Here is a 14,324-nt window from a genome sequence, read left to right on the forward strand (position 1 = left end):
AAATGGAGAGTCGTTATGAAACTGCACGTTTTATCCGCTGCTGTATTAGGTCTGTGCCTGTGCGCCCCGGCGTTCGCGGGTGGTGATGGTGTTGCTTTGGAAGGCCAGAGCAAGCTGAACCAAGAGCTGTTGAAATACGATACCAATAAGGACGGCGTAGTCAGCCTTGAGGAAATGGCGGCGGCGCGGTCTGCTGAATTTGATGGCGCTGACATTGATAAGGATGGCTTCCTGACATGGGCGGAATACAAAGCCATGCTGGATGCCAAACGCAGTGTCCGCTTGGCGACCATGTTCAAGGTGATGGACAAGGACAACAGCGGTGGGGTGAGTTCCGATGAATTCCTCAGTGTGTTTGCCGTTGGGGAAAATGTTGCCCAAGCCGCCACGGTATTTTCTATCATGGATGGCAACAGCGATTTAAGCCTTTCCACCGATGAATTGAATGCCGCGTTGGTAGGGAATGAGCCGGTTGCCGGACAGATGTGGAAATTCGCCAGCATGGATACCATCACCCCGGATGCCAAGCTGTCAAAAGACGAATACGTTGCCAAGCCTGCCAAGTTGCCAAAACCACCGAAACTGCCTAAGCCAAAGGGCAGAAAGTAAAAAGCTGCTTGGGTAAATCCCGTAGGGGCAACTTCCTGTGGTTGCCCTTCTGCGGCAAACAGGGCAGACACCGAGGTCTGCCCCTACATCAGATTTAACCCGCTTGGGTAAGGCCAAAGTGCGCCGTTAATATTTCTGCGTGTTCGTGCGGTTCAAGGGTGCGTTGGGTGGTGATGCCATCCGCGATTTGCTTGAAACTGTCGCCAAACAGGATGTTGCGCCCGTTTGCGGTGAACAGCACCACCAGCGGTTTTTGGGTAAACACCGCGTCGGGGTGGGTGGAGTTCAACCAGTTGGCAGGGGCAAAATCAATCCACTCGACCGGGCAGCGGTTAAAACCGTACTGCTTCGCCCATGCGCCATCCACTTGCGCTTTGAGGACGAAATCGCCGCCTTCTTCGTCCAGCATGAAAGTATCGCCAGCTTGCATCACGGGCGTTTCCAACACATCCACGCGCAGCGGTTCGCGGATGCCGTAACTGCCAAACCCCAAATCACACAACCATTCCGCGCCATCCAGCGTGACCAGCAAAGCCATGTGGGTTCGGGGGCGTTTCATCGGGTAAAACATCGGGCGGGCAGCAACGAATTGGTAAGGAATCCCCAATGCTTGCAACGCCATCGCAAATAAACCATTCACCTCGTAGCAATAACCGCCGCGCTGCTGCCCAATGATTTTCGCCACAATGTCATCGGGGTTGAGCGAAATCGGCTTGCCTGCCAACACATCCAGATTTTCAAACGGCACACTGCGCAACTGGTGCTGCATCAATGCTTGCACGGTCGCAATGTCAGGGCGCAATTCGCCATCAAAACCGATGCGCTGGCAGTAATCGGTGAGGTTGAAAGTCTCGGCAATCATCGTCATTCCTTGGTTAGCTGTTCTGGCGGAAGAGTATAGGCGCTGCGGGGCGGGCGATACAGATGCAGGATACGGAAGTTTGCTTGTCGCTGTATATCTATCGGCGCTATACTTCCGGGCAAGGTTTGCTTATGCTTTGATTTTTTATCTAAATCAAAAGTCTATGGACTGACCGCAAGGCTTGCTATTATGACAACGGGAAAACCCGTAGCGATAGTTTCCGCAGTATTAACACTGTTAGCATCGAAGATGAAAAAGTACGAAATAACATTTAGCACCTTATACCCTGAAACTCCTCTTACTTTTTGGGTTCATGTGCCAAAAGTTAAAGGTGCAGCCTTTGATGTAAATAACTATGAGCCGCCATTGTCTAGGTTAGTTGGTGGTAAAGGCTTTCCTGTGTTAAGGCTTTATTTCTTGGGTATAGAATTACGGTTCAGCTCGCTGCATGAGATTTCGCATTTTACTGATGTGTTAGATCAGAAAAATTTACCTACCAGTATTTCGTTATCTTTAAAGAGAAATGCTGGAGTGGGTCCAAATGGTCATTGGCTTAGTAGACTTCCGGCAAAGCTAAAGCCATGGAAACAAAGAGTAAAGCTAGTACAATTGTTAAAACTCGCAAAAGCAGATTTTGCTAGTGTTTTCCTTTAATATAAAAATCAATGAATTTAAGTTAATCATTAACCATCAGGAATCGAGCGCTAATGCGTAAATTTGCTGCTGTGGTCGTACTCGCGGGTGTTGGAGCTTCAGTAGCGCATATGCAGTTTTGCAAAATAGCACCTCCGAAAGCCACTCGCAAAAACTTCACCATGCCCGAAGAAACGGCGCGGGAGTTGGATTTTCTGGCAACCTTGCTCCACAAGAAGCAAAATCAGGTCATTCATGAGTTGATTCACAATGTATCAACAGCCCAGCGTAATGATATGCGTCTTGCCAAGCTCAAGTAACTGAACGGGGCTTTTACGGGTTTGATTGGTGATGCATAGTCGATCCCGGACATGAAAGAGGTTGAAAATCTTGGCAATCATTGTCATTCCTTGGTTAACTTGTTCTGGCGGAAGAGTATAGGCGCTGCGGGACGGGCGATGCATATGCAGTCTGCGGAAGTTTACTTGTCACTTTCTATCCATCGGTTGTATAATTTCATGCAAGGTTTGCTCATGCTTTGATTTTTCCACATGAATCATAGCCTGTTGCATGATCGAAAGGCTTGCTATTGTGATAAGAGGAAAAACCTGGTGCGATAGTTTTCGTATTATTGACACTGTTAGAGTAAAAAATAGAGCAACTATGCTGCCGAAATTTAAAATTAGTACTATATTAACAATTATTGCTGCTATGGCATCAGTATTTGTCATGTATCTGCAATATAGAGATGGTCACTATTTTTATAGTAAAGATATAGAAAATACGCCCACATATACTTTTAATATTAAGACTTTTGATAAGGATAAAATACCAGAAGACATATATGATATATTATCAAAAGACCTCATTAATAAAAAGCAAGACATTAACAATGAATTTGATGTTAAGCATGTTTCGGGTAAGTCCCTAAAAGATATAAAAATAGATATAAAATCGGAAACTGAGATAAAAGATGTGGTTATTAAAAATGGAGATATAAAAACGAAAGTTGATATTTCAAAGGATAAGAAGTCGGCACGCATTGCAAAAGATGAATTAATCCCTGGTTCTGCGATGTCAGGAGTTGTAATAACCACAAATCTTTCTAAAGTAGAGATGCTCGTGTATTCTGATAACGCAAAATACGTAAAAATAGAAGAAAAAAGTGAACAGCCCAAAAAGATAAAAGAGGAATCTCTTATTTCTTCGGTTATGAAGTTGGTGCAAAGCATGTTTTCTATCATTTTTCTACTGGCTATCCCGTATCTTATATACAAATCTATTGATCATGAAAAATACAAGTATACTTATGACAATGTATACACATATTACTTATATCTAGGGTTGGCAATAAGTGCAAATTGGGGTTCTATTTTGGCAAATATGTTTTTTGCTCATGCGTTATATTTTCTTGGAACTCGTGAAGCATTAATTACGGCGGCGCTAGAGAAAATAACTAATCCAGAAGTCAAGAAACTCTAACGATTATGCCGACGATGGACGCAATGACAGCCCGCAACTTCACCCAATTTATTCCATGCCGTGCTCGTCATGTTGACATTAATGTGGAAGTTTGTTTGTCGCTGTATATCTATCGGCTGTATAATTTTATGTAGGGTTTGCTCATGTATTTATTGTGTTTTGTAAATCAATTGGTTAGGTTTGACTGAACACTGAGCGGTTGGCTATTGTGAGTAAGAGGGGAGGGGCGGTTTTATAGTTTTCGTGTCGTTGATGCTGTTAGATTTGGAGATGCATTTTACATATGAGTTTGAAAAAATTTTTCTCTATTTGGTTTTATATATCTATTATTTTAATTTTAATTGGGCTGGTTGTAAGTGATGTTGTGAGTACTCATGAATCACATTTATATATATTAAAATTAATATCTTCTTTATTGCAAAATATAGGTATTGCTATTTTTGTGGCTAATATATTTACTTTTATAATTGGTACTGAGGAGTTTTTAACTCTTGTTAGGGAAAGGCTTGTAAATATTATTATTTCCAAAGATTTTATTGCGCGTTTGAGTTCTGAAGAGCAAAGAAAACTTCTTCATATTGTTTTGAAGCCAGCGAAAGAATTGTCTAATGTGTATTCTGGGATTAATGATTATTTCAATCAATATATTAATGATTCGATGAGTCTATTTGATAAATGTTACCGTGGGCACATGATATTGGATGCTGTCGCCTCTTATAATGAAGACAGAAATTGTATTCAGGTTGAATTTGATATTGATTATATAGTTTATAAAATTGGAGATAAGTTTGAGCCGATACTTCTTGGTCTTGAAGATGGGCGGTCAAAACATATTAAGACCATAATTCGAGGTTCGGGAGATATAGAGGAAGTATTAACGGATAAAAATGCAGAGTCAATTGAAAATAAAGACTCAACTATGTCCCAAATGTGGGAGATCAAAGTCCCTGAAAAATTCAATAATTTATCTCAGATCAATGTTTCAAGAAGAATAATAGAGTATGGGGAAGATCATTGGCAGGTTTTTTCATATAAAACTATTAAAGCTTGCGATCAATTGACTATAATTCTCAGGTGTGAAGATGGGCTGGTAATTAAAAAATGTAGTACATATGGTGTACAAAACAGATATTCTATTGATCAAGAAGATTCAAGAATTAAAGTAACCTATGGTAATTGGTTGAGTCCGGGATTTGGAGTTAATTTAATGGTTTCAAAACAAGGATTTCATGGAAAATCTAATAAGAACATCAGCGATGAACTCGGCGTCAGTCCGTGATTATTAATTTCTACTCTCCACCAAGTCCGTCATGTTGACGTTGTAGGAAAAACCTAAAATTGAAAGTTTCTTATAAAAACTAATGCACTGTGAGTGCACTGCTAACCATTTGCCTGATCGTAAAACTCGCTGAGCGACAAGCTGATCCCCAACGCATCCAGCACCAGCACATCATCCCGTTCGCTATAGACGCGCAGTAGCCATTCATCCCGTTTCAGGCGATGAAAGTGTTCGACAGACACGGCTTCGGGGTCAACCAGCAGATAATCCTGCAAGCCGGGAATCGAACGGTAATGTGCAAATTTGCTGCTGCGGTCGTACTCGCGGGTACTGGGCGATAACACTTCGACCAACAGGATCGGATTCAGCAGGGTGGTTTGCTTGTCGCCCAATTCCGGTTGCCCGCAATACACCGACACATCGGGGTAAGTGTCCAAACCCGACGGCGTATGCACGCGCATATCGCTGTTCATTGGTTGGCACGGTTTGCCGCGCAACAACTGGCGCAAACTCGCAAACAGGTTGCCCGCTACCCGTGCATGGTTGAATGTGCCGCCCGCCATTGCATACGCTTGCCCCTGCAAAAATTCGTGCTTTTCACCACTTTGCGTTTCCATCTGTAAATAATCTTCGCGGCTAAATAGCGGTTTTGCCTGCAACATCAACATTCTCCAACGGGCTGGACGATGCGAACCATTCTATGCCCGCGCCTACAGCCGTGCAAACGCAATGGTGTAGAATCAGGGGGTATGAAAGTACATGAAGGTACGTAATGGACACTCTGACTGATTTGATTGCCCAAAAAAAGCGCGATAAAGATTTCGATTTCTTCGCTGAGGTCAGTAAGCTCGCCGAAGTGCAGGGGTGGCGCTACGTCCTGAAGGCTGCTTTCAGCGTCCTTGAGAAAGCAGAGCTTGAGCCAGACTGGGAGGATGCCATAGATGTGGTGAGCTTCGGTCAGACGCACGTGAAGTTGCTGCCGTATTCTGTGCCGGAATGCATTGCCCGCCTGTATTTTTGCTGTGAAGCCAGCCCGACACTCGATACGCCCGACATGGATAATCAGGTTTGGTCGGCGGTGCATCAATGGTTGGGGCTGCCGTACACGTCTGGATGGGGGCCTTCTGACGATCCTGAAATCGTGGCAATCATGCAGCGGATGGAGCATGAGGCTAAAAATATTTCTGCGGATGCTGCTAAACAGTACAACCACTGCGTAGAATGACGGTCTAGAATAAGACGATAAGTAACATTAACTATACTGCGGGGAATCTTATAATGACAAAACCACCATCCTTGTTGCGTTTCCTGCTGCTGTTATGGCTGATGTCAGGTGCAGCGGCTTTGAGCGGTTGTGATTCTGGCTCCAATCCCCCCTCGGCGGACGTGGCGGCAACAACCTCTGCCCAGCCCGACCCGGCAGCGCAAGACCGTTCCCGTTTGCTCACCGAGCTATTTAGCCAACGCCCACCTAATGTGCAGCCGCGCAATAAGCCGCTCGCTATCGGTTTCCGCCAGCCCGTGATCAGCGCCGATAAAGTGGGCAGCAGTGCCGATGCTTACCTGAGCTTTTCGCCGAATGTCGCAGGCAAAGCGCAATTTGATACCCTCAGCAGCATCGCGTTTATGCCGGATGCGCCACTGGCTTCCGGGCAAGCCTACACCCTGACGGTAAAACCTGATGGCTTGCTCAATATCCCCGCTGATACCAAGCCTATCGACTTCGCCTTCAAAACCGCTGCACTGGAAATGGAAGTGCAAACCCAAGGGCTTGACCCGGTAGCTGATAAACCCACGCAAATGCAGTTGGAAGGCAAAGTTTTTACCTCCGATTTCGTGGCTGCTGATGTCGTGGAAAAAGTCCTGCAAGCGACCTCGCAGAAAAAACCGTTGGGCATCGGTTGGGAACACAATGAAACTGGCACGGAACACCGTTTCGTCGTCACCGCCATACCGCGTGAAACTTTCGCCACCGACTTGCACCTGAGTTGGGATGGCAAGGGGCTGAATGCGCAAGGGGCGAACAGCAGCGGCGCACGCGATTTCGTGATTCCTAGCCAACAAACTTTCAGCGTTACCCGCATTGATACCTTGAGCGAAGACGCGGAAGGCAAGCCGCACGTCAGCGTGAGCTTTTCCGACGCGCTCGATACCCAGCAAGACCTGAAAGGCTTGGTGCAATTGGGCACAGGCGATGTCAGCACCCAAATCGTCGGCAACCGTCTGCTGGTTTACCCCGCTACCACGCTCGAACCGGGCGAACACAAACTGATCCTGCAAGCGGGCATCAAAGCCGCTTCCGCCACTTTGGGCAAACTCGCGGAACGCAGCGAACAATCCATTACCCTAGGGCCACCGAAACCAGCGGTACGTTTCGTCGGCAAAGGCAGCATCCTGCCTGACAACGAGAGCATGACCATTCCGTTGGAAGCGCGTGGCGTGAATGCCGTGCAAATCACCGCGATGGAAGTATACCCAGAAAACATTGCGCAATTCCTGCAAGTCAACGGCTTGGATGGCGACTCGGAAGTGGAGCGCGTCGGGCGTTACGTATGGCGCAAAACCATTCCGCTGACTTCCGCCAACCCCAACCAGTGGAACCGTTACAGCATTGATGCCACGCAATTGTTCAAAACCAAACCGGGCACGCTGTATCGCTTGGAACTGTCGATTGACCGCCGCCACTCCACGTTTCCTTGCCCCGCTGGAACACCAGCGCCTGAAATCAGTGACAAACCGCTGGAAAACCACGAAGACGACAACAGCGCCCAAGCCAGCGGTTGGGATGGCATTGAAGAATACGCTGCCGACAGCGACGGCCCCGATTACGACTGGGACAAGCGCGAAGATGCCTGTAATGACAGCTACTTTGCTAACAGCGACGACGTTAAATCCACGCACAATTTCATTGCCAGCAACCTCGGCCTGATTGCCAAGCAAGACGGCAATGGCAAAGTGCACGTAATCGCCACTGATTTGCGCACTGCCGCCGCAGCGAACAATGTCAGCCTGACCATGCGCAATTTCCAAGGGCAAACGCTGGCAACCACCACCACCAATGGCGACGGCTTTGCTGAACTGGCTAGCCCCAACACGCCATTCCTGTTGATTGCCCAACAAGGTGACGACCGCGCTTACCTCAAACTCAACGGCGATAATGCGCTGGAAACCAGCCAGTTTGATGTCGGCGGTGAAACCGTGAAAAAAGGCTTGAAAGGCGTGCTCTACGGTGAACGTGGCGTGTGGCGTCCCGGCGATGACATCCACCTCACTTTCGTCATGCAGGATCGCGCTAAAACCTTGCCGTCCAATCACCCGGTTACGGTGCAACTGTTTGACCCGACTGGCAAGCTCAAGCAAACCGTCACCAATAAAGAACCCACCGGGTCGTTTTACCCATTCACCCTGAGAACGGCAGAAAGCGACCCAACCGGCGATTGGCTGGTGAAAGCGGTACTCGGCGGCAGCACTTTCGACAAAACCCTGAAAATCGAAACAGTGCGCCCCAACCGCCTCAAGGTTGAACTCAATTACGGCGTGACCGCACTGCATGGCTACCGCCCACTGCCGGACGGCAAGCTGTTTGGCCAATGGCTGCACGGCGGTACGGCTAGCAATTTGAAAGCGGATGTCAGCGTGCGTTTGCGCGAAAAGACCACCGCGTTTACCCGCTTCAACGATTACACCTTCGACGACCCAACCCGCAAACTCGACAGTGCTGAACAGCAATTGCTTGAAGGCCGTTTGGACGAACAGGGCAACCTGACTTTCAACAAGAGCTTCCAGCCAGAACAACCTGCGCCGGGAATGCTCAGCGCGTGGTTTACCAGCCGTGTGCATGAAGAGGGCGGCGGTTTCAGCATCAGCAAACAGGAAATCGACTACCACCCGTTTGAACATTACGTCGGCATGAAACTGCCCAAAGGCGATGATGAACGCGGCATGTTGCTGACCGATACCGAACACACCGTCAGCATTGCCAGCTTGAATGCGGATGGGCAGGAAGTTTCCCTGCCGCAAGTCGAAGTCACCCTCTACAAAATCGAGTGGAAATGGTGGTGGGATAAAACCCCCGATTCGCTCGCCGAATACGCCGATTCCAGCCACAGCAGCAAATTGCAGCAATCCATCGTCAGCACCACCAATGGCAAGGGCGAATGGAAATTCCAGATCAAATACCCTGAATGGGGGCGTTATTTGATCCGCGCTTGCGACTTGCAGGGCAAACATTGCACTGGGAAAACCTTATACGTCGATTGGCCCGGTTGGGCAGGGCGTGCGCAGGAAGAGGGCAGTGGTGCTGCCGCGATGTTGCGTTTCAGCAGTGACAAAACCAGCTATCAGGTTGGCGAAACCGCGCAAATCCAATTGCCGGAAGCGCAAGCCGGACGTGCCTTGTTCACCGTCGAAACCAGCAGCCAGATTCTGGAACAACGCTGGATCGACTTTAACGGGCAACGTACCCAAATTCCGTTGCCGATTACCGCAAACATGGCTCCGAACGCCTACGTCAGCGTGACCTTGTTGCAAGCGCACCAGAACAAGCAGAATGACCGCCCGATCCGTTTGTACGGCATCATTCCGCTATTGGTCGAAGACCCGGCAACCAAACTGCAACCCGTGCTGAAAGCGGCGGAAGAATGGAAACCAGAAAGCACGCAAACCTTCAGCATCAGTGAACAATCTGGGCGGGCAATGGATTACACCCTTGCCGTGGTGGACGAAGGTTTACTCGGCTTGACCCGCTTTGAAGCCCCCGATTTGCACAAAGCCTTCTACCGCAAAGAAGCGCTCGGCATTAAAACGTGGGACTTGTTCGACAGTGTAATCGGTGCATACAGCGGCAATCTGGAACGCATTCTCGCTATCGGTGGTGGCGACGAAGCGCAAATCGACGATGCTGCCAACAAGCCGAAACGCTTCCCACCCGTGGTACGTTTCCTCGGCGCATTCCATCTGGATGCGGGGCAAACCAAGGAGCACAGTGTTGAGCTGCCGTCTTACCTCGGCGCGGTACGCATTATGGCGGTTGCCTCGGACGGTACAGCTTACGGCAAGGCGGAACAGCCTGTGTTCGTGCGCCAACCGTTGATGTTGCTGTCGTCTTTGCCGCGTACTTTGAAAGTCGGCGAACGTATCGAAGTGCCGCTGACCGTGTTTGTTTCCGACCCAGCAGTGAAATCGGTACAAGTGAAGGTGGAAGCCGATGGTGCATTCGCCAGCGTTGGCCCCGCACTCACCGTACCCTTCACGCAAGCGGGCGAAAAAGTCGTGACCCTGTTCCTCAAAGCGGGCGACAAGCCGATGCAAGGCAAGCTGAAATTTACCGCTACCAGCGGCAAACTCAGCAGCAGCCACGAAGTGAACTTAGCGGTGCAAGCCCCGAACTTGCCAAGCCTGCGCACGGTCAGCACCACGCTCGAACCCAAAGCAGACTGGCAATCCGCCATTACCCCGCACGGCATGGTCGGCACGAACCAGAGCACTTTGGAGCTTTCCAGCCTGCCGAACCTGAATCTGGAACAGCATCTGGATTACTTGGTGAACTACCCGCACGGCTGCTTGGAGCAAACCACTTCGGCGGTGTTCCCGCAGTTGTACTTGCCCAAGCTGCTCAAGCTTGACCCGGAACGCCAGAAACAGGTGGAACACCACATCAAACGTGCCATCGCCAAACTGGGCGATTTCCAGAGCAGCAATGGCAACCTGATGTACTGGCCCGGTTCAACCGAAGCCAATGATTGGGCGAGTTTGTACGCTGGGCATTTCCTGATTGAAGCGCAAAAGCAAGGCTATAGCGTGCCGCTGGGCATGATGACTGCATGGCAAGCCTATCAGGCCAAACAGTCGCAAGACTGGACGCCAGTCGCCAGTGGTACGGAAGACACCAGTTCCACCCAAGCCTACCGCTTGTACGTGTTGGCTGTGGCAGGCAAACCGCAGATGGGCGCAATGAACCGTTTGCGCGAATCCGGCAAAGCCAACCCGCAAGCCCGCTGGTTACTCGCCGCCGCTTACCTGTTGTCAGGGCAAGCCGAAGCTGCGCAGCAAACCACGCAAGGTTTAGTGGCTACCGAGCTGAATACGCCGACTTCCGAGCAAACCTTCAGCCAGAAACTGGGGCAACTCGGTTTGCAACTGGAAACCTTGCTGGCACTGCAAAAAATGCAGGATGCCGATCTGGTGGTACAGCAAATTGCCACGGAACTGGGCAGCACTACTGCGCAGAATACCCACGACATTAGCTGGGCATTGCTGTCGGTCGCGCATTACCTCAGCAGCAGCAAGCAACCGTTGGCCGCGAGTTTCACCCTCGACCAAGCTGCCGCTACGCCGTTGAACAGCGCACAACCGCTGATCAGCCAGTTGCTCACCGCGCAGGATAAAGCCTTCCAGCTTGCCCTGCACAATGACGGCGACCGCAAGCTCTACGCCACAGTGACCCAGCGCGGCATTGCTCCGGCTGGCAACGAACAGGCGGAAGCGCAAGGCATGACCCTGCAAGCCGAACTGCTCGACAAGCAAGGCAACAAGGTTTGGGACACCGCCACGCCATTGGCAGAAGCACTGAAATTGCAGCAAGGCCAAGACTACGACCTGAACGTCAATGTCACCAACAGCGGAACGGCAGCGCTTAAGCATGTAGCACTTTCCACCTTGCTGCCATCCGGTGTGGAACTCGGCACGACCGTGACCGAAACGGCTCCCGAAGCTAAACCTGCCAAAAAAGAGGACGGTGCAGCAACGGAAGGCGACGGCGAGGGTGAAGGGGAGGCTGCGGCTGCAACCACGGCAGCAGCAAATATCGCTACTACCCCTGCGCCAGCGGAAAAACCAGCCGCTAACCCTACTGGGCTGAGTTATCAGGACGTGCGTGACGACCGCGTGTTGAGCTATTTTGATCTGGCAGCAGGTGAAACCAAAACCGTCAAGGTCAAACTCAATGCCGCGTTCTTGGGCGAGTTTTACTTCCCGGCAATCAGCAGCGAAGCGATGTACCAGCCTGCGACACGGGCGCGGACAGCGGGTTTGCCAGTGAAAATCATGAGGGTTGTGCCAGTGGCGGCAGCAGCGGCGGAGGTTAAGCCGGAGCCGACCAACTGAAAAGGGTATTGAGGGGGATATTCCCCCTCCTGTTGGTGGCATTCGTGGGGTGGTGGTATTTCTACAGCCTCCCCACGACGCTCTTCGCCACCACTCATTCCCACCTGCTGTTAGACCGCAACGGCAGGCTGTTGAGTGCACACATTGCCGCCGACGGGCAATGGCGTTTCCCCGAACTCGAAAGCGTGCCGGATAAATTCGCTACCGCCCTAATCCAGTTTGAAGACAAGCGTTTCCAGCAACACAGCGGCGTGGATTTTCTCGCCCTTGCCCGCGCTACCTATGACAACCTGCGAGAACAGCGCATAGTCAGCGGTGCAAGTACCTTGAGTATGCAAGTCATCCGTCTATCACGCGGCAATCCACCCCGTACTTTGACCGAAAAGGGTGTGGAACTGCTTCGGGCATGGCGGTTGGAAAGCCGTTACAGCAAAGATGAAATCCTTAAACGCTACGCCAGCCACGCGCCGTTTGGTGGCAATGTGGTGGGTTTGGAAGCGGCCGCTTGGCGTTATTTTGCGCGTAGCCCCGAACAATTGTCGTGGGCAGAAAGCGCCATGCTGGCGGTGTTGCCCAACAATCCCGCGCTGATCCACCCCGGACGCAACCGCGAGCGTTTGCTAGCGAAGCGCAACCGTTTGCTCAACCAGCTTTTCACCCAGAATGTGCTGTCGAAGCTGGAATACGAGTTGGCAGTTGCTGAACCCTTGCCCGAAGCGCCGCATCTGTTGCCCCGCCTTGTGCCACATTTGCTGGATACGTTGGCAGCGCAACACCCTGACGGGCAACGTTTCCGCACCACGCTGGATGCCAATTTGCAGCAGCAACTCAATACCTTGGCGCAACGCAGCGGTGAACAACTGGCTCTGGAAGGTGTGCAAAATCTGGCAATTCTGGTGCTGGATAACCGCACGTTTGAGGTGATGGCGTATGTGGGCAATCGTCCCGACATGGCTTACAACGTGGAACAGGGTCACGCGATTGACATGATCCAGCGTCCGCGCAGTACCGGCAGCACCCTCAAGCCCTTGTTGTTTGCGGATATGATTGAGCAAGGGCTGATCTTGCCGGATTCGCTGGTGGCGGATGTGCCGGTGAATTACAGCGGTTTTTCCCCGCAAAATTACAACCGCCATTACCACGGCGCGGTGAGTGCGCGGGAAGCTTTGGCGCGGTCGCTGAATATTCCGATGGTGAATCTGCTGAGTGTGCGCGGGGTCGAGCCGTTTTTGATGCAATTGCGCCAACTGGGTTTCAGCCACTTGACCCGTTCGGCACGGGATTACGGTTTGAGCCTGATTCTGGGCGGGGCGGAAGCGTCGTTGTGGGATTTGAGCGTGGCCTACGCCAACCTTGCCAACCGTGCCGCGCAAGATCAGCAGCACCAGCAAACCTTTTGGCAACAAGGCCGGATGCTGCTGGCGGACAATGCCAATACTCAGCAGATTGCTACACTTTCCACGGCTTCCGCATGGCTGACGATTGATTCCTTGCTGGAAGTCGCCCGCCCCGGCGACGACGGTTACTGGGAGAAATTCAGCAGCAGCCGCAAAGTCGCGTGGAAAACCGGCACGAGTTACGGGCAGCGCGATGCGTGGGCGATAGGCACTACCCCGGATTACACCGTGGGCGTGTGGGTCGGGAATGCCGCTGGCGAAGGGCGAGCCGGACTGACCGGGACGCAAAGTGCCGCGCCGATCTTGTTCAATACCTTCAGTCTGTTGCCGTCGAATCGCGGCTGGTTCCAACGCCCCGATTGGCAAATGAGCAAGGTGGAGGTATGCCGTGATGATGGCTATCTAAGCAATGGCGCGTGCGAAACCAAAACGGTGTATATGCCGCTCAGCAGCCACTTTGCGCGGATTACGCCTTACCATCAGCGTATCCATCTGGATGCCAGCGGGCAATGGCGCGTCACCAGCGATTGCGAAGCGGTGGCGAACATGCAAACCCGCAACTGGTTTGTGTTGCCACCGGATCAGGCCGATTATTACCAGCAATTTCATGCCGATTACCTACCGCTGCCGCCGTGGCGTGCCGATTGCCAAAGCGATATCGACAGCCAGCAGGACGCGCTTACGCTGGTGTACCCGCAAGACCATACGCAGATTTACCTGCCGCGTGAACTTGACGGTAAGTTGGGGCAAACGATTTTCCGCGCCGTGCCTAGCCGCCCGGAAACACTGCTGTACTGGCATTTGGATAACCAGTTTATCGGTACGACCCAGACGTTCCACCAGCAGGCAGTGCAACCCGCAGCGGGCAAGCATCGGCTGACGGTGGTGGATGAGGCGGGCAATCGGGTGGAGCGCGAGTTTGAGGTGTTGGTCACGGCGCAGGAGAAGTAGCCTGATA

The 14,324-nt window shown here is 51.2% G+C and carries 10 protein-coding genes; 8 read left to right on the forward strand and 2 right to left on the reverse strand.

Annotation, left to right across the window (positions count from 1 at the left end; all coding sequences use genetic code 11):
* Positions 1-15: 15 nt before the first annotated feature.
* Positions 16-609 (forward strand): EF-hand domain-containing protein, encoded by a 594-nt coding sequence (locus PHE17_RS09240; protein ID WP_301015548.1) that lies wholly within the window; start codon positions 16-18, stop codon positions 607-609.
* Positions 610-703: 94 nt separating this feature from the next.
* On the opposite strand, the gene PHE17_RS09245 is transcribed toward PHE17_RS09240, so the two are convergent.
* Positions 704-1,471, reverse strand: coding sequence for an arylamine N-acetyltransferase (locus PHE17_RS09245; RefSeq protein WP_301015549.1), 768 nt, complete (start codon positions 1,469-1,471; stop codon positions 704-706).
* Positions 1,472-1,720: 249 nt separating this feature from the next.
* On the opposite strand from PHE17_RS09245, the gene PHE17_RS09250 reads away from it, so the two are divergent.
* From PHE17_RS09250 to PHE17_RS09265, 4 genes are all read left to right on the forward strand, one after another.
* Positions 1,721-2,125, forward strand: a complete 405-nt coding sequence (locus tag PHE17_RS09250; protein WP_301015550.1) for a hypothetical protein — start codon at positions 1,721-1,723, stop codon at positions 2,123-2,125.
* 53 nt (positions 2,126-2,178) lie between these two features.
* A complete protein-coding gene (locus tag PHE17_RS09255; RefSeq protein ID WP_301015552.1) occupies positions 2,179-2,424 on the forward strand; it encodes a hypothetical protein in 246 nt (81 codons plus the stop codon).
* Positions 2,425-2,674: 250 nt separating this feature from the next.
* Positions 2,675-3,586: a hypothetical protein gene (locus tag PHE17_RS09260; protein ID WP_301015553.1), complete on the forward strand. Its 912-nt coding sequence runs from the start codon at positions 2,675-2,677 to the stop codon at positions 3,584-3,586.
* Between the two features lie 283 nt (positions 3,587-3,869).
* Positions 3,870-4,865: a hypothetical protein gene (locus PHE17_RS09265; RefSeq protein ID WP_301015554.1), complete on the forward strand. Its 996-nt coding sequence runs from the start codon at positions 3,870-3,872 to the stop codon at positions 4,863-4,865.
* Positions 4,866-4,966: 101 nt separating this feature from the next.
* Here the strand turns inward: PHE17_RS09265 and PHE17_RS09270 are convergent, their stop codons facing one another.
* The gene (locus tag PHE17_RS09270) at positions 4,967-5,527 is read right to left on the reverse strand and encodes a Uma2 family endonuclease (RefSeq protein ID WP_301015555.1); all 561 of its coding nucleotides are present in this window, start codon (positions 5,525-5,527) and stop codon (positions 4,967-4,969) included.
* A 110-nt stretch (positions 5,528-5,637) separates the two neighbouring features.
* Between PHE17_RS09270 and PHE17_RS09275 the strand changes: the two genes are divergently transcribed.
* Genes PHE17_RS09275 through pbpC form a run of 3 tightly spaced genes read left to right on the forward strand, consistent with a single transcriptional unit; the run spans position 5,638 to position 14,317 of the window.
* A complete protein-coding gene (locus tag PHE17_RS09275; RefSeq protein ID WP_301015556.1) occupies positions 5,638-6,090 on the forward strand; it encodes a hypothetical protein in 453 nt (150 codons plus the stop codon).
* Positions 6,091-6,143: 53 nt separating this feature from the next.
* Positions 6,144-11,969, forward strand: a complete 5,826-nt coding sequence (locus PHE17_RS09280; protein ID WP_301015557.1) for an MG2 domain-containing protein — start codon at positions 6,144-6,146, stop codon at positions 11,967-11,969.
* 44 nt (positions 11,970-12,013) lie between these two features.
* Entirely contained in the window at positions 12,014-14,317 is a 2,304-nt protein-coding gene (pbpC, locus tag PHE17_RS09285) for a penicillin-binding protein 1C (RefSeq protein ID WP_301015558.1), read from the forward strand.
* The last annotated feature ends 7 nt before the right edge of the window (positions 14,318-14,324 follow it).

This window comes from Thiothrix sp., assembly GCF_028714775.1.
Classification (GTDB): Bacteria; Pseudomonadota; Gammaproteobacteria; order Thiotrichales; family Thiotrichaceae; genus Thiothrix.

Coding starts and splice junctions, on each gene's coding strand:
- PHE17_RS09240 (WP_301015548.1), top strand. CDS start 16: ATGAAACTGCACGTTTTATCCGCTGCTGTATTAGGTCTGTGCCTGTGC.
- PHE17_RS09245 (WP_301015549.1), bottom strand. CDS start 1,471: ATGATTGCCGAGACTTTCAACCTCACCGATTACTGCCAGCGCATCGGT.
- PHE17_RS09250 (WP_301015550.1), top strand. CDS start 1,721: ATGAAAAAGTACGAAATAACATTTAGCACCTTATACCCTGAAACTCCT.
- PHE17_RS09255 (WP_301015552.1), top strand. CDS start 2,179: ATGCGTAAATTTGCTGCTGTGGTCGTACTCGCGGGTGTTGGAGCTTCA.
- PHE17_RS09260 (WP_301015553.1), top strand. CDS start 2,675: ATGATCGAAAGGCTTGCTATTGTGATAAGAGGAAAAACCTGGTGCGAT.
- PHE17_RS09265 (WP_301015554.1), top strand. CDS start 3,870: ATGAGTTTGAAAAAATTTTTCTCTATTTGGTTTTATATATCTATTATT.
- PHE17_RS09270 (WP_301015555.1), bottom strand. CDS start 5,527: ATGTTGCAGGCAAAACCGCTATTTAGCCGCGAAGATTATTTACAGATG.
- PHE17_RS09275 (WP_301015556.1), top strand. CDS start 5,638: ATGGACACTCTGACTGATTTGATTGCCCAAAAAAAGCGCGATAAAGAT.
- PHE17_RS09280 (WP_301015557.1), top strand. CDS start 6,144: ATGACAAAACCACCATCCTTGTTGCGTTTCCTGCTGCTGTTATGGCTG.